This window comes from Arthrobacter sp. B3I9 (assembly GCF_030816935.1).
Taxonomy (GTDB): domain Bacteria; phylum Actinomycetota; class Actinomycetes; order Actinomycetales; family Micrococcaceae; genus Arthrobacter.
Window position 1 is genome coordinate 3585163 of sequence record NZ_JAUSYO010000001.1, and the last position, 15509, is coordinate 3600671.

Here is a 15509-nt window from a genome sequence, read left to right on the forward strand (position 1 = left end):
CATCCGCTAATCAGTAATAAGGACTCCTGATGACTCTTCTTTCAACCTCTGAACCGCTCGACGTCGACGGTCTGACGGTTCCCCGCCAGCTGCTGATCGCCGGAGGCTGGCAGGACGCCAGCAACGGTGACACCGTCGCCGTGATCAACCCCTCCGACGCTTCCGTCATCACCGCAATCGCCGACGCCGACGTCGAGGACGGGCTCGCCGCCGTCGACGCCGCCGCAGCATCCCTCCCGGAATGGTCCGCGACGCCGCCGCGCCAGCGCGCCGAAATCCTGCGCCGATGCTTCGACCTGATGACCGAGCGCAGCGAGCAGATCGCCCACCTCATCTCCCTCGAAAACGGCAAGGCCCTCAGCGACGCCCGCGGAGAAGTGGCGTACGCCGCCGAATTCTTCCGCTGGTACGCCGAGGAAGCGGTGCGGATCATCGGCGACGTGTCCGTCTCGCCGTCGGGCTCCAACCGGATCCTTGTCCAGCACATGCCGATCGGCGTCTGCGTGCTGATCACCCCTTGGAACTTCCCGGCGGCCATGGCCACCCGGAAGCTGGCGCCGGCGCTGGCCGCAGGCTGCACCGCTGTGCTGAAGCCCGCCACCCTCACGCCACTGACCACCCTGGCGATCGCCCAGCTGATGATCGACGCCGGCGTCCCGGCCGGCGTGGTCAACATCATCACCACGAGCAAGACCAGCGACGTCATGACCCCGATCCTTGCCGATCCCCGCGTCCGCAAGCTGTCCTTCACCGGTTCCACCAGCGTCGGACGTCACCTGCTCCGCCAGGCGGCCGACAACGTCCTCAAGTGCTCCATGGAACTCGGCGGCAACGCCCCGTTCCTGGTCTTCGATGACGCGGACCTTGACAAGGCGCTCGACGGCGCCATGGTCGCCAAGATGCGTAACGGCGGCCAGGCCTGCACCGCCGCCAACCGGATCTACGTCCAGCGCGGCATCCACGACGAGTTCGCCCGCCGTCTTGCCGAGCGGATGGGCGCCATGCGCGTGGGCCCGGGCACCGACCCCAGCACCGAGGTCGGTCCGCTTGTGGACGAGCCCAGCGTCCGCAAGGTCGACTCGCTGGTCCGCGACGCGGTCAGCCAGGGCGCCCGGCTCCTCGCCGGCGGCAAGGCCGTCGACGGTGCCGGCTTCTACTACCCGCCGACAGTCGTCACCAACGTGCCGCTTCAGGCCCGCATGGTCAGTGAGGAAATCTTCGGACCCGTGGCCTCGGTCATCCCCTTCGACACCGAAGACGAAGTGATCGCCGCCGCCAACGACTCCGAGTACGGCCTCGCAGCCTACGTGTTCACCGAGGACCTCCGCCGCGGACTCCGGGTCTCCGAACGCATTGAAAGCGGCATGGTGGCCCTCAACCGGGGACTCGTGTCCGACCCCGCAGCGCCCTTCGGCGGCGTCAAGCAGAGCGGCCTCGGCCGCGAAGGTGCCCACCAGGGCCTGCTGGACTTCACCGAAACCAAGTACATCGCCCTCGACTGGTAAACCCTGCCACTCCCCTTTGTCTCCATCCGAAAGAAAAGATTAATGACGATCTCCAACACCAAAGCCAAGAAGCAGGCGCTCTGGCGCGTTCCGGCTGCCAGCTTCATTGGCACCACCATCGAGTGGTACGACTACTACATCTTCGGCCTGCTCGCCGCCACCGGCGTCTTCAGCCGCCTGTACTTCCCGGAGCAGGATCCCGCCACCGGCCTGCTGATGGCATTTGTCACCTACGCGGTGGGCTTCGTTGCCCGTCCGTTCGGCGGCATGTTCGCCGGCCACTTTGGCGACAAGATCGGCCGCAAGCCGATGCTGGTGCTCTCCCTGCTCATCATGGGCTTCGCCACCCTGGCCATGGGCATGCTTCCCACTTACGCGCAGATCGGCGTCTGGGCCCCCATCCTGCTGACGGTCCTGCGCCTGCTGCAGGGCTTCGGCGCCGGAGCCGAGTGGGCCGGTGCGGCCGTCATCTCCATCGAGCACGCCCCTGCCGGTCGCAGCGGATTCTTCGGCAGCTTCACCCAGATGGGTGTTCCCGCGGGTATGCTGCTGGCCAACTCCAGCGTCCTGATCGTCAAGGGCCAGGTATCGGCTGAGGCCTTCGACGCCTGGGCCTGGCGCCTTCCGTTCCTGCTCAGCGTGATCCTGATTGTCACCGGCATGGTGGTCCGCAACAAGCTTGAGGACTCCAACGACTTCAAGGAACTCGTCGCGGCGAACAAGACCGCGAAGAAGCCCCTCGGCGAGGCCATGAAGAAGGAAACCAAGGGCATCTGGCTTGTGGTCGGCATGCGCCTGGCGGAGAACTCCGCGTTCTACCTGTACACCACCTTCTCCGTGGTCTACATCATGAAGACGTTCGGTGCTGAACGCGCCAACCAGGGCACCATGTCCGTTCTGATTGCCTCGGCCATCGGCGTCTTCGCTGTCCCGCTGTGGGCGATCCTCTCGGACAAGATCGGGCGCAAGCCGCTGTACCTGTTCGGTTCCATCGGCGGACTCCTGTTCTTCCCGCTCTACTTCGTCATGACGGACACCGGCAGCGCACTGCTGGCAACGCTCGCCATCATCATCGGCCTCGCGGTCTTCCACAACTCGATGTACGGTCCGCAGGCAGCCTTCTTTGCTGAGCTGTTCTCCACCAAGCTGCGCTACAGCGGCGCCTCCATGGGCTACCAGTTCGGCTCGGTCCTGGCCGGCGGCATCGCGCCCCTCGTCGCCGTGGCGCTGCTCACCGCCGGCAACGGCAAGCCGGGCTGGGTGATCCTGTACTTCAGCATCATCGGCGTGATCACGGTCGTCGCAACCCTGCTCGCACCGGAAACCCTCGCGAAGCTGGACCGGCGCATCACCGCCGCCCAGGCGCTGGACGAGAAGAACGAAGCGATTGCACAGGAGCGCGTCAGCTCCAACTGATACTCCTCTGAAATAAAGGCGGGCGTCGTCCGGGTCGAAAGTGGACCCGGGCGGCGCCCTTTCTTTTGGGTCCCGTCCTTGTGGGCCTGACGCGAGCCCGACGGCGGGCGGCTCGTGCTTGGCCCGGTGAAGGACCGGGTTCCGGGGCCGGTCCCCTCTCAGGGCAGAATGGACGCATGACCCTTACGACCTTCGCGCTCATCCGCCATGGCCAAACCGACTGGAACGCGCAGCGCCGTCTGCAAGGATCCAGCGACATTCCGCTGAACAACGTCGGACGTGGCCAGGCCCGGGAGGCCGTCGCCGCCCTTTCCGGCTACGAGTGGGACGCCGTGGTGTCCTCACCGCTGAGCCGTGCCGCCGAAACCGCCGACCTCATCGCCGCAGGGCTCGGAATCAGCGTGACCCGGCGCGTCCCGGAACTCACCGAGCGCGACTTCGGGCCGGCCGAAGGACTGCAGGACGGCCCCGAACTGGACGCCCTGCGCACCACCGACGGTTTCCTCGGAGCCGAAAGCGACGACGACGCGGCCGCCCGCGGGCTGGCTGCACTGGAAGCGCTGGCCGAGGAATTCCGCGGCAGCCGCGTCCTGGTGGTCGCCCACGGAACCCTCATCCGGTTGACCCTTGGGCGCGCGATCGGCCGCCCAGTGGAGAGCATCGATAACGCCGTGCTGAACCTCGCCCACCACCACGCCGTCGACGGCTGGCAGCTCGAGTACCTCAACGGTGAGCCGTGGGCCGCGGCACCCGTCGGCTGACGAGGGCCGCCGGCGCTCAAACCGGCCGTTACCGCTGCCCCTGATCGCCAGGCTGCGGGCAGCTAGGGGTCCGCGTCAGCTTCCGGTCGTTTCCGAGTGCAGCCGCTCCGCCTCCTGCCAGAACTCGTCCACGCGCGCATTCCACACGTCCGGGACCTCCTGGAACGGCTGGTGGGATTCCTCCGGCATCACCTCGAACTGCGCACCCGGTATCCGATGGGCTACGGCTGCACCCAGTTCCGGCCGGCTCATCGGATCCACTCCCCCGGCCAGGACAAGGGTGGGCGCTTTGATCTGCCCCAGACGGCTGGCCGTCTCGTGGGCCACGAACGCGTCCAGGAACTTTAGGAAATCGCTCGTGGACTGGGGATAAGGGAAGGCGAGGGCGTCGTCGATAATTTGGCTGACCATCCCGCTGTTGTGTGCCCGTGGCGTATAGACCAGCAGGAAGAAGAACTCCAGGAATGCGCGCTCGTCCGGTGCCAGCGTGGCCTGCCAGTGGATGGACCGGCAGAGCGACTTCATGTACTGGTCCATTGCCGGCCACGTGCTCTGCAGCACCAGGCTTCGCACCAGCTCCGGGTGCCGCAGGGCAAGCTCCTGGGCGATGATGCTGCCGCCGGAAAACCCTGCGACATGCGCTGGAGGACTGCCGAGACCACGCAGCACCGCAGCCGCGTCGTCCGCCATGGCCTCGACAGTGGGTTGCCCCTCCGGCATCGCCGTGCGGCCGGCCCCCCGGTTATCGAACGCCGTCAGCCTGTAGCGGTCCGCCAGCCCGTCCAGCTGGAACTGCCAGGACTCCACGGTGTCCCCAAGGCCGCCGATCAGCAGGACATCCGGCCCCTCGCCGATCTGCTCCGTCCAGATCTCCAGCTCCCCGGCTTTCACATACCGCCCCACTGCGGCCCTCCTGTCTCGTTCGGCCGCCGGCCAAGCGGTCCTGCCGAGTCCGCTGCCGGTGCAAGTCCGCGGCAACCCGCGAGGCAATGCATGGGTAATCTACTCTCCTGCTGGTGGGGCGCCTAGGGTATTCCGGACCGGCCCGCCCGCTCCCTACTGTCCGGGCGGGGCACTCCACGTTGGCCGTTGTCCGGCTTGGCGGGCGACTTTATACTGTGGACACCGCGAGCTGTTCCAGTGCCTTTGGCGGCTGGACTGTATTCCCGGGCCGCGACGTTCACGGCCCGCACGTACCGGGACGGGTATCGCCCTGCACCGCCGATTCCGGCGAGAACAAATCCACTATTGGACGCACTATTGGGGCCGCCAATCCCCGTGGAACGGAAGCAGCAGACCGATGAGCACAATGCACCAGGCGGAGCAGGACGGCGAAAAGGACCGTGCCCTGCAGGAGTTGCGCAGGCACCTGGCGGGGCAGGTGATCGAACCGCAGGATCCGCTGTACGACGAGGCCCGTGCGGTATGGAACGGCATGATCGACGTGCGTCCGCGGGCCGTCATCCGGGCGGGAGCCGTCGGGGACATCCACCCGGTCCTGCACACAGCCCGCAGCACTGGCCTGCCGCTTGCCGTGCGCGGCGGGGGGCACAACATCGCCGGCCATGGCACCGTGGAAGGCGGCCTCGTGCTGGATCTCAGCCAGTTGCGCAATGTGGCTGTCGACGTCGACAAGCGGCTCGTCGTCGTCGAGCCCGGGGCGACCTTGGCAGACGTGGACCGGGCCACGGCCGCACACGGACTCGCCGTGCCGCTTGGGGTGATCAGCGCAACGGGGGTTGCCGGGCTGACCCTCGGCGGAGGGGTGGGCTGGCTGACCCGGTCCAACGGGCTGAGCCTGGACAACCTGGACTGCGCCGACGTCATCACCGCCACCGGAGAGCACCTGCATGCCAGCGAACAGCAAAACCCCGAGCTGTTCTGGGGGCTCCGCGGCGGGGGCGGCAACTTCGGGGTGGTCTCGTCCTTCACGTTCCGCGCCCGGACGCTGCCTGCTGATGTGCTGGGGGGAAACTTCTTCTACCGCCCCACGCGCTGGAAGAGCGCGCTGAGCGCCTTCGCCCGGTGGACGCAGGACCTACCCGAGGAGATGAACCCGATCATCTCCTTCCTCGTGCTCCCACCCGACATGGAGATGGGCACTGAGCCGTGGATGATCATCGGTTTCGCCTGGGCTTCGGAAAACCACCCGCCCGGGCTCGAGCTGATCGGGCAGTTGCGCCAGTCCGCGCCCCCAGACGCGGAGGAAGTGGGGCCGACCGCCTGGCTGGAGTGGCAGTCCGCCATGGACGCTCTCTTTCCCAAAGGCTCCCGGGGGTACTGGAAAAACATGTCGTTCTCCCGGATGGACGATGCGGCCATTGACGTTCTGGTCAGTTTCGCCTCTGAGGTGACATGGTCCGGGACCGGGATCGATATCCACCACATGGAAGGGGCCTTCGGGCGTGTGCCCGAGGAAGCTACAGCGTTTCCCAACCGCTCGGCAAAGTACTGGCTGAATATCTACGGCTTCTGGCAGGACCCGGCGGAGGACGAGCGGCTGAGCGCGTTCGCGCGGAAGGCCCACGCTCTCATGCAGCCGTTCGGCGAGCACGGCCAGTATGTCAACTTCCTCGGCGCAGAAATCGGACAAGACCCCATCGAGGCCGCACGGCAGGCCTACGGCCCCGAAACATATGACCGACTGGTGGACCTGAAGAACCGCTTCGACCCGCAAAACCTCTTCCGCCTCAACCACAACATCGTGCCGGCCCCCGCCGGAGGGGCCTAAGCCGGGGCGGCCTTCCCCAGGTTCCTGCTCCGACGGGTGCCAGCCTCAGGCCTACGTGCGCTGGGAGAGGTTGAGAATGTTGCCCTCGCTGTCCAGGAACCAGGCTGCCTTTCCCCAATCATTGGTGGCAATCCCGTTCTCCGTCTTCAGGCCGGGGAAATCATATTCTTCGAAAACGACGCCGCGGCCTCGCAGATCCTCCATCTCGCGTTCGAGGTTGTCCGTTTCCCAGCCCATCTGGGTGTTCTTGGCTGTCCCTGCATTCTCCGTCTGGTAAATCAGGAACCCTGTTCCGTTCCCGCAGCGGTAAATGGCGCTGCCCTCTTCCATGGAATCGGAGGGTTCCATGCCCAGCTTGTCCCGGTAGAAATCCTTCGCCCTGTCGATGTCCTTCGCGGGGAGGACAGCCAGAATGTTTGAATCCGTGAGCATGATGATTTCCTTCTCTGGATTGATGTGTCGCACGACGGCGCGGTTCCTCCCCCCTGTTTCGGGTCCCCACTACGTCTTTGTCCGGGGGCCGTGACCGCCCGTTGCGCCGAGTGCCGGGCAGCCACCCGGGACTCTTCACCGCCGTGCCCGCCATCACCGGCGCGAGAGTCCCCGAAGCTTATGTGGCCATTATGGACCGATCCGTAGCCAAGGAAATAGGCAAACGCGTGCCCTGCGGCGGGAACGGCTCCGGTGCCGTCGGCGTCGTCCGTGGCGCCGCTCCTCCGGGACGCGGCCCTGGCCGGCGAAGCGATCCAACGGGCGCGCCGGGCCAGCATGCAGCTGACCTGCGTGGCCGGGATCGCCGGGCTACAGCGGCTACCTCACAGAGCGTGCATGTCAGCGGACGTTGAGTCGGCCAGGTCCACTTCGCCGTGCTCATGTCCGGCAGTTGTCCGGATGACGATGCTGTCCAGATGGGGCAGGGCTCGCCTCACCCGGCGCTGGGCGTCCCGCACAATCTGCTCAGCTGCGGAAACCGGCATGTCAGCCACCTGGATGGTTGCGTTGCCCTGGATTCGGTGTCCGATCCAGCGCAGCTGCAACGCCGGCACCGCGTCCACACCGGGCGTGGCCGTGAGCGCCGCCTGTGCACGATCGAGAAGGTCGGGCTCGATGCCGTCCATCAGACGCCGGCCGATGCTCCGGATGGTGCCCCACAGCAGGATGATGATGGCGACGGCGATCAGCAGACCCACAATCGGGTCGGCCAGCGGGAAGCCGGCCCAGACGCCGATCACTCCCAGCACCACGGCCAGGGAGGTGAATCCGTCCATGCGGGCGTGGACACCGTCGGCAACTAAAGCGGCAGAGCCGATCTTCCGGCCTACCCGGATGCGGTAGATAGCCACAGCTTCGTTGCCCGCGAAGCCGACCAGGCCCGCTGCGGCCACCCACCAGAGGTTCTGCAGGGGCTGAGGATTGAGCAGCCGATCGACAGACTGCCAGCCGGCAACAAGTGCTGAGAGCGCGACGACGGCAACGATGAAGAGGCCGGCCAGGTCTTCGGCCCTGCCGAAGCCGTAGGTGTAGCGCCGGGTTGCCGGCCGGCGGGCGAGGATGAACGCAACCCACAGCGGCACCGCAGTCAAAGCGTCAGAGAAGTTGTGAATGGTGTCGGCGAGCAAAGCCACCGAGCCGCTTCCGAGCACCACGATGAATTGCAGGACGCTGGTGCCAAGCAGCATGAAGAGGCTGATCTTCAGCGCCCGGACGCCTTGCTCGCTCGCCTCCAGTGCGTCGTCGATGGAGTCCACGGCGTCGTGGGTATGCGGAACGAACAAGCCGTAAAAGAAGCCCTTGATTCCCGTCGGGTGGGTGTGGGAATGACCGTGGCCATGCTCGTGACCGTGCCCGCCATGATCGTGGGAGTGCGCGTGGCCATGGCCGTGGTCGTGGCCGTGGCCGTGGTCGTGGCCGTGGTCGTGCCGGTCGTGCCCGTGTCCGTCGTGACCCTGGTCCTGCTTGTCGACGTCGACCTGGGACCCGGTCGAGCTGGAATGGGGGTGATCGCTGTGCGTGCTCATTCTTGTTCCCTGCTCTCGGCGTGGTGGTGTCGGGGCGTTCCCCCGAGCGAGTGCTCGGCTTGGAAGATGGCATCGGTGACGAGCCGCTGGGCGTGTTCGTTCTCGAGGCGATAGAACACGCGTGTGCCGTCCTGCCGCGCGGCCACTATCCGTCCCAGACGCATTTTCGCCAGGTGCTGGGACACGGCCGCCGGCGATTTGTGGACCATTTCCGCCAACTGGTGCACGGGCAGTTCACCGTCCCGGAGCGCAAGGATGATCCGCACACGGGTTGCGTCGGCGAGCATTGCGAACACCTCAACTGCCAGTTCCACAAACTGGCTGTCGGGTTCGCGACCGCGTATCCGGTTATCTGCATTCATGCGCATATTCTGACACACTACCGGTGGACGGCGCCTTCCGGCCTCTAGCCTTGGCGCTGGCGACAACCAGCCCTGCGACGAAGTGTTCACCCCCGGTCCAACAACCCGCCCCGGGCAGTCCATCTCGCCCTCCTAGCGTGGTCGAGTCGCCGGCACAGCGCCGGTAACAGTCACCCAGGAGGAACCATTTCCATGCGCGCACCCCTGACTGCCGCGGCCGCTGCCGCCCTCATCGCCGCTCTGGCGAGCCCCGCCGTCGCCGCTTCCACCCCCGAGACTGGCCCCGCGCCGTCGTCGGACGCTGCCGTAAAAGCAACAGCCAGCATCAAGACCAACGAGAGCAACGGCTCCTTCGACCTGCAGGCGCACCGCGGAGGCCGCGGCGAGTGGACCGAGGAATCCCTGGCCGCCTTCGCCAACTCCCTGAAGCTCGGCGTCACCACGCTGGAACTGGACACCCACCTGACGTCCGACGGCAAGGTCATCGTCTGGCATGACGACACCATCCAGGCGGACAAATGCCGCGACACCGCGCCCGCAGCTCCCGGCGACGCACAGTTCCCGTACGTCGGGGACCGCGTCGCTGAGCTGTCGCTCGCGCAGATCAAAAGCCTCGACTGCGGCTTCACCCAGCTCAAGGGGTTCCCCGAACAGGACGTCATCGAAGGAAACCGGATCGCTGAACTCAAGGACGTCTTTCGGGTGGTGAATGACGCCGACGCCAAAAAGGTCCGCTTCAACATCGAGACCAAGGTGGAGGACGGCCAGGCCGGCGGCGAAGGCTCGGTTGCCCTGACCAAGGCTGTGGTCCACGAGATCAGTAGCGCCGGTATGGCCGGGCGCAGCACTTTGCAGTCGTTCGACTGGTCCTCGCTGAACCTGGCCAAAACGATCGCCCCGCAGCTTCCCCTCGCGGCCCTGTCCAGCGGCGATGCCTGGCTCGAGGTCGGCAAGCCCGGCGCCAGCCCCAACCTCGGCGGCATCGACATCGACACCTACGGCGGATCCCTTGCCAAGGCAGCGGCTGCCCAGGGCTACGACATCATCTCCCCCACCTTCCGTTCCGTGACCCCGGCCATGGTCACCGAAGCCCACGCGCTCGGGGTGACTGTCATTCCCTGGACCGTCAACACCACGGCCGACATGGAGCAGCTGATGGACCTCGGCGTCGACGGCATCATCACCGACTATCCCACCCGCCTGCGGACCGTCACCGAGCAGCGCGGACTGAAGCTCCCCAAGGCTTACTCAACCAAGAGCTAGAAGCACGACGACGGGGCGGCCACCGGGTGGCCGCCCCGTTTGCGTCTCAAGGGACTCACAGCCGCGGTTTCCTCCGAAAGCCCCCTGCCCTGTTATTGAGGCACGGCCCCGATCTGCTGCATCAACTTCAGCGTGTCCGTGGTGCCCCAGTGCTCGGCGACCTTGCCGTCCTCGACCCGGATAATGTCCGTGCAGCCGAACTCGACGCTATTGCCCGTTGCTGCGACACCGGCCATTTCGCCACTGTGGGTACCGGCCAGAATCACGTGGGCCGCCTCCATATCTCCCGACGCCACGGTCGCCGTGATGGCCTTGACGCGGATATCGGGGAAGGCCGTCCGCATCACGTTGACGAAGAACCCGACTCCCTCCCTGCCCGGAGGCTGCCCGGGGAGCGCCTCTTCGTGATCCACATAGCTATCCAGCGCCAACTCATCAATGAGATTCAGGTTTCCGCTCTCAATGATCTCTTTGTAGAACCGTTCAATCAGTCCAGTGCCGTCCGACATTTCCGACTCCTTGTGCGCGAGACCGTTTGATATCCCCCGGTGTCACGCTGTGACTCTCCATGCTCGCGCCAGGCTGTGCGGAGGGGGCCGGACTGAGCGCCGAAGACCTTCGGCATGCCTGGTGAAAACGGGCAAAACGCCCCGATAAGGCCGACGCTAATCCGGGCCATTTGGGGTGTCAAGGCGCTATGCCTGCCGCTCCCGCCACAGCAGGGACACCCCAAAGACCACCGCGCCGAGACCCAGCATCACGAACACCATGAGCCCCCAGTTGGCCGGGTTCACGCCGGTCCCGTAGAAGATGCCGATGAGCACCGTCGCTGTGATCGCGCCGACGTAGCGGCAGGTCTGGTAGATTCCGGCGGCCACGCCGCGTTCCTCCGGCCGGGTGGAGAGGAACATGCCCTGGCTGGTGGCGATACTCACCACCCCGTATGGGACCCCCAGCAGGGCAGTCACTCCAATGACAAGAGGAATGGCGAATGACGCCGTCAGTAGCCACATCGTCGCGGATGCGACGATCAGCAGTACGACGCCGGCAATCAGCACCCGCTTCACGCCGAAACGGTCCATTGCGCGGACCGCGGGCGGCGTCACTACCACCGACATCGCGGCTAGGGGAAGCATCAGGATGCCGACGATCCCCGGGTTGTATCCGCCGGCTTCCTGCAGCAGCTGAGGCAGGCCGAAGAACGCGAAATAGTAGACGCCGCTGAAGAGGGCGAAGCCCAGATAGACGAGCAGCAGCTCGCGGTTTGAACCCAACAGCCGGAGGTCCAGGAACGGCGGGGCGAAGCGCAGTTCACGCCACACGAAGAGCACGGCCAGCAGGGTCCCGGCGCCCAGTAGCCACCAGCGGTATCCCGGCAGGACATTCAGCAGCGACATCATCACAAGCACCATGGCCGCCAAGAAGGCGAGGATTCCCGGTATGTCGGAGTCCCGCAGCAGCTCGGAGACCTTGCCGCGTTCACGTTCCTCATCCGCCGGGGCGAACCGCCGGACCAGGAGAATGGCCGCGAGCGCGAGAGGAACGTTGATCAGGAACAGGGCCTGCCAGCCGACCAGGCTCACCAGAAGCCCGCCGACCACCGGTCCGACGGCCGCCGCTGAGGTGTTGGCCATCTGGATCCGGCCCAGCGGACGACTGGACTGCACCTCGGCCAGCCGGGCCAGCGGCCCCACCAGAACAACGGCACTGGGATACGCCGTCGCGGTCCCGAGTGCCATGAACGCCCGCGCCACGCACAGCAGCGCGAAGTTCGGCGCGAACGGTGCCACGGCGCAGGTCACGGCAACCACTGCCATCCCCAGCATGAACAGGCGGCGCGGCCCGAACCGGTCCGCCAACCGGCCCATCACCGGCTGGCCCGCGGCAGAGGTCAGGTAGAACGACGTGATCACCCAGGTGACCGCGGCGACGTGAGCCCGAAGTCCGCGCGCAGCACCACAAGGGCGACGGCGATCATGGACGAGTTCAGCGGGTTCAGCGCCGTGCCAAGGCTGAGGCCTGCGACGGCGAGGCCGGTCCGGGGAGAGTTGCTCACGGCAACAGTCTGTCGCACGACGGGTGCCGATCAGAACTCGGTGTCAGCCGGCGGACGCCCATGGGCGCGTCATGCGGCGCAGGCTTTGGGCCACGCGGCGCCTGGGAGCCCCCGGAAAACCGCGGATGTCCTCCCCACGCCGGCCGAAAGGCTGCCTCCCGTGACGCCTGGCGCCTTACCCGAGTCTGAGCCCGGCTCGACGCAAGCGACGACAGAAAGGTCGACGCCCGCGCGCTGGCGAGCCGCAAGCCGGCCCTTAGCGGTCCGTCTTCGCCACCGTCATCAGGATGGCAGAATCCTCTTCCGCCTCCAGGCTGTGCAGACCGTCCGGCACGATCAGGAGATCACCGGCCTTCCCCTGCCAGGACTCGTTGCCTGCCTGCAGGCGTACGCAGCCATGGAGCACGAACACCGTGGCTTCACCGGGGTTCAGGTGCTCGCTCAACTGGGTGCCCGCCCGGAACGCCATGACGGTCTGCCGGAGCACTTTCTCATGGCCGCCGAATACCGTGTCACTGGCCCGGCCGCTCGGCGCCGCCACCGCTGCCGCGATCTGCTGTCGGGCCAGGGCCTCGATCGATATCTTTTGCATGGCCCCACCGTACCTAGAATCACCGGTTGTGCCGAGTGCCCTTGGCCCCGGACGGTGCACCCCAGCGGCACTGACGAAGGGAACGGGTTAGGCTGGTGGCACGGCTGAAGCCAACGGCCAACGGATCGTCCCACCGGAGCACCGCCATGACCAAGGCCCTTGAAGACCCCGCCGCCAACTCTCCTGCAACCGCCCCGCCCACCGGCACAGAGGCCCAGCAAACAGCCGCCGAACTGCGCCGGCTTGCCGCGGAAACCTTTGATCTGCCGCACCTGCGCAGCGGACAACTGACCGGAATGGCCGCGCTCGCAGCGGGCCGCGACGTCCTTGCAGTCATGCCCACCGGCTACGGCAAGTCCGCCGTCTACCAGGTCGCCGCCGTGGCCATCCGCCAACGGGAGGCCGACGCTGACCGGCCGGGTATCGCCGTCGTGGTTTCCCCCTTGATCGCCCTGCAGGAAGACCAGGTGGACAGCCTGAACACCCGCCTCGGTCCGCAGACCGCGGTGGTGGTCAACTCCAATCACAGTGCTTCTGAGCTGGAGGAAGCCTGGCAGTCCGCAGAGACCGGAAAAGCTACCTTCCTCTTCCTCGCCCCGGAGCAACTGGCCAAGGACGCCACCGTGGACCGCCTCGCGGCCTTGAACGTCGCGCTGTTCGTCGTGGACGAGGCGCACTGCGTGTCCTCCTGGGGCCACGACTTCAGGCCCGACTACCTCGGGCTGGGCGCGGTCCGCAGCCGGCTTGGCAACCCTCCGGTGGCAGCCCTCACCGCAACTGCCGCCCGGCCCGTCCGGGAGGAGATCCGGGAGCGGTTGAAGATGAAGGACCCGCTGGTCCTGGTCCATGGCTTCGACCGGCCCAAAATCCGGCTCGAGGTGATCCGCCACCAGGAAGACAAGGCGAAGCGCCGTGCCGTCGTCGAGCGGGTCACAGAGCTGGCCACCGGCTCCGTAACAGGGCTCGCCGGACCCGGGCTTGTCTACGCCGCTAAACGCAAGGACACGGAGAAGTACGCGGAGAAGCTGGTCAAGAAGGGCTTGCGTGCCGAGGCTTATCACGCGGGCCGAAGCAAGGAGGACCGCGAGCGCGTCTACGGGCTCTTCATGGACGACCAGCTGGACGTGGTGGTCGCGACCACGGCGTTCGGCATGGGCATCGACAAGCCCAACGTCCGCTTTGTGGTCCATGCCGACATCACTGAGTCGCTGGACAGCTACTACCAGGAAATCGGCCGCGCCGGCCGGGACGGCGAACCCGCCCTCGCTGAACTGCACTACCGGTCCGAGGACCTCGGCCTGCGCCGGTTCTTCGGCACCCACAACGCGGACGAGGACGCGCTGCTGGCTGTCCTTACCGCCCTCCGCAGCGCCGACGGCCCGCTGGCCAAGTCCGCCCTGGCGGAGGCGACCGGCTTTTCGCCGCGGAGGCTAACCGGCTTGCTGAACCAGCTCCAGGAGACGCGGAAAGTCAAAGTAGGAAAGCGGGGCGTGAAGCTCGACGCCGGCGCGAAGCTGCCTAAGGTGGTGGCGGCAGCGGTGGAACTCGCCGAAGCCCGGCAGCGGATGGACCACTCCCGGATTGAAATGGTGCGCGGCTACGCCGAGACCGACAGCTGCCGCCGGCAGTACCTGCTCGGCTACTTCGGCGAGGACCTTCCCGAAGGCTGCGGCAACTGCGACAGCTGCACCAACGCCGCTGCCTCCCCCGCCAGCCCGGACGACGGCGACACCGCCTCAGATGCCGGCTCCGACGACGGCGCCGAGCTTTTCCCGCTGCAGTCCGGGGTGGTCCACAAGGAGTGGGGTCCGGGCCTGGTGATGCGGCACGAGGACGATGTCATTACCGTGCTCTTCGAGCAGGAGGGCTACAAGACCTTGTCCCGGACCGCCGTCGTAGAGCACGGGCTGCTCACCCGGGCACGGGACTGAGCCGCCGCGGAGAACCGAGCCGGGCCGCTCGGCCTAACGAAGAAATATAAGCCGGGCCGCTGGGCCTAACGGGGGAACCGAGCCGGGCCGCTCGGCTTAGTACACGACGTCGAAGTCGTTAAACTCCCCGGTGGCCGCGGTGACCTGTTCCTCGACATTGGCCACACGTCCGGGCGCTTCCGGGGAGCGCAGCCAGCGACGGAACTCGAGTACCGCGGGCTGCGGTCCCTCCGCCACAATGCCGACCGACCCGTCGTCGTTGTTCCGGACGGTGCCCGTCAGCCCCAGCTCCTCCGCCTTGCGCACCGTCCAGTACCGGAAGCCGACGGCCTGGACGGCGCCTTCTGCCTTGGCCGTCAGCCGCACACGCTCACCGGAATCGTCGGCCCGAAAATCTGCCATGCCCTCCAATCTAGCGCGCTGCGGCGGCGGGACATCGGGACTTTCGCCCCTTACCCGGCCATTACCCCCAAGGCAGGCTTGTCAGCACTGCGGGACCTGTCGAGCAAAACGGCATCAGCACAGACGAAGTGCCTCACCTGCCCGCGGTAATTGCCCGAAAGGACAGAAAAATGGCAGGACAATTCGAACTATTCACAGACTCAGAGTCCAACGTCCGGTTCCGGCTGCTCGGAGCGGACGGAACGGTGTTGGCTGTTTCCAAGCCGTACGCCGACAAACGCGCGGCAGCGGACGGCATCATGGCCGTGCGCGAGTGCGCGGGCACCGGCCTGATCAAAGAGACCCGGTCCAACGCATGGGGCGGTACCGGTCGGATCAGGCCGGGCGTGCCCAGCCCCTCGCACCGCAGTCACAGGCATTTCCCCGCCGTCTAGACGCCGCCGTCCAGACGTAAGGTCTCCTGCCGGGAACC

At 66.5% G+C, this 15509-nt stretch carries 14 protein-coding genes and 1 pseudogene; 7 read left to right on the top strand and 8 right to left on the bottom strand.

Annotated features, from left to right (window positions below):
• Positions 1-29 precede the first annotated feature (29 nt).
• From QFZ65_RS16555 to QFZ65_RS16565, 3 genes are all read left to right on the top strand, one after another.
• Positions 30-1505, top strand: a complete 1476-nt coding sequence (locus QFZ65_RS16555; RefSeq protein WP_306911850.1) for an NAD-dependent succinate-semialdehyde dehydrogenase — start codon at positions 30-32, stop codon at positions 1503-1505.
• A 42-nt stretch (positions 1506-1547) separates the two neighbouring features.
• Positions 1548-2921, top strand: coding sequence for an MFS transporter (locus QFZ65_RS16560; protein ID WP_306911851.1), 1374 nt, complete (start codon positions 1548-1550; stop codon positions 2919-2921).
• 176 nt (positions 2922-3097) lie between these two features.
• Positions 3098-3682 carry a histidine phosphatase family protein gene (locus QFZ65_RS16565; RefSeq protein ID WP_306911852.1) on the top strand — a complete coding sequence of 195 codons (585 nt, stop codon included), beginning with the start codon at positions 3098-3100 and terminating at the stop codon, positions 3680-3682.
• 75 nt (positions 3683-3757) lie between these two features.
• On the opposite strand, the gene QFZ65_RS16570 is transcribed toward QFZ65_RS16565, so the two are convergent.
• Positions 3758-4585 (bottom strand): alpha/beta fold hydrolase, encoded by an 828-nt coding sequence (locus tag QFZ65_RS16570; RefSeq protein ID WP_306911853.1) that lies wholly within the window; start codon positions 4583-4585, stop codon positions 3758-3760.
• 397 nt (positions 4586-4982) lie between these two features.
• Between QFZ65_RS16570 and QFZ65_RS16575 the strand changes: the two genes are divergently transcribed.
• The gene (locus QFZ65_RS16575; RefSeq protein WP_306911854.1) at positions 4983-6413 is read left to right on the top strand and encodes an FAD-binding oxidoreductase; all 1431 of its coding nucleotides are present in this window, start codon (positions 4983-4985) and stop codon (positions 6411-6413) included.
• A 51-nt stretch (positions 6414-6464) separates the two neighbouring features.
• Here the strand turns inward: QFZ65_RS16575 and QFZ65_RS16580 are convergent, their stop codons facing one another.
• The 3 genes from QFZ65_RS16580 to QFZ65_RS16590 all read right to left on the bottom strand — a co-directional run bounded on the left by QFZ65_RS16580 (position 6465) and on the right by QFZ65_RS16590 (position 8793).
• Entirely contained in the window at positions 6465-6845 is a 381-nt protein-coding gene (locus QFZ65_RS16580; RefSeq protein WP_306911855.1) for a VOC family protein, read from the bottom strand.
• Between the two features lie 383 nt (positions 6846-7228).
• Complete coding sequence (locus QFZ65_RS16585; RefSeq protein WP_306911856.1) at positions 7229-8431, bottom strand: cation diffusion facilitator family transporter; 1203 nt, start codon at positions 8429-8431, stop codon at positions 7229-7231.
• Positions 8428-8793, bottom strand: coding sequence for a metalloregulator ArsR/SmtB family transcription factor (locus QFZ65_RS16590; RefSeq protein ID WP_306911857.1), 366 nt, complete (start codon positions 8791-8793; stop codon positions 8428-8430). The genes QFZ65_RS16585 and QFZ65_RS16590 overlap by 4 nt, the downstream gene beginning before the upstream one ends.
• A 192-nt stretch (positions 8794-8985) precedes the next feature.
• Here QFZ65_RS16590 and QFZ65_RS16595 point away from each other — a divergent pair, with 192 nt between their 5' ends.
• Positions 8986-10056: a glycerophosphodiester phosphodiesterase family protein gene (locus QFZ65_RS16595; RefSeq protein WP_306911858.1), complete on the top strand. Its 1071-nt coding sequence runs from the start codon at positions 8986-8988 to the stop codon at positions 10054-10056.
• 92 nt (positions 10057-10148) lie between these two features.
• Here the strand turns inward: QFZ65_RS16595 and QFZ65_RS16600 are convergent, their stop codons facing one another.
• From QFZ65_RS16600 to QFZ65_RS16610, 3 genes and pseudogenes are all read right to left on the bottom strand, one after another.
• Positions 10149-10565 (bottom strand): ester cyclase, encoded by a 417-nt coding sequence (locus QFZ65_RS16600; RefSeq protein WP_306911859.1) that lies wholly within the window; start codon positions 10563-10565, stop codon positions 10149-10151.
• A gap of 186 nt (positions 10566-10751) precedes the next feature.
• A pseudogene (locus tag QFZ65_RS16605) lies at positions 10752-12112 on the bottom strand (MFS transporter).
• A gap of 256 nt (positions 12113-12368) precedes the next feature.
• Positions 12369-12704 (bottom strand): cupin domain-containing protein, encoded by a 336-nt coding sequence (locus QFZ65_RS16610; RefSeq protein ID WP_306911860.1) that lies wholly within the window; start codon positions 12702-12704, stop codon positions 12369-12371.
• 146 nt (positions 12705-12850) lie between these two features.
• On the opposite strand from QFZ65_RS16610, the gene QFZ65_RS16615 reads away from it, so the two are divergent.
• A complete protein-coding gene (locus tag QFZ65_RS16615) occupies positions 12851-14635 on the top strand; it encodes an ATP-dependent DNA helicase RecQ (protein ID WP_306911861.1) in 1785 nt (594 codons plus the stop codon).
• A gap of 96 nt (positions 14636-14731) precedes the next feature.
• Here the strand turns inward: QFZ65_RS16615 and QFZ65_RS16620 are convergent, their stop codons facing one another.
• Positions 14732-15037 (bottom strand): acylphosphatase, encoded by a 306-nt coding sequence (locus QFZ65_RS16620; RefSeq protein WP_306911862.1) that lies wholly within the window; start codon positions 15035-15037, stop codon positions 14732-14734.
• A 170-nt stretch (positions 15038-15207) separates the two neighbouring features.
• Here QFZ65_RS16620 and QFZ65_RS16625 point away from each other — a divergent pair, with 170 nt between their 5' ends.
• On the top strand, positions 15208-15471 hold the full coding sequence (locus tag QFZ65_RS16625; RefSeq protein WP_306911863.1) for a YegP family protein: 264 nt from the start codon (positions 15208-15210) through the stop codon (positions 15469-15471).
• Positions 15472-15509: the final 38 nt, after the last annotated feature.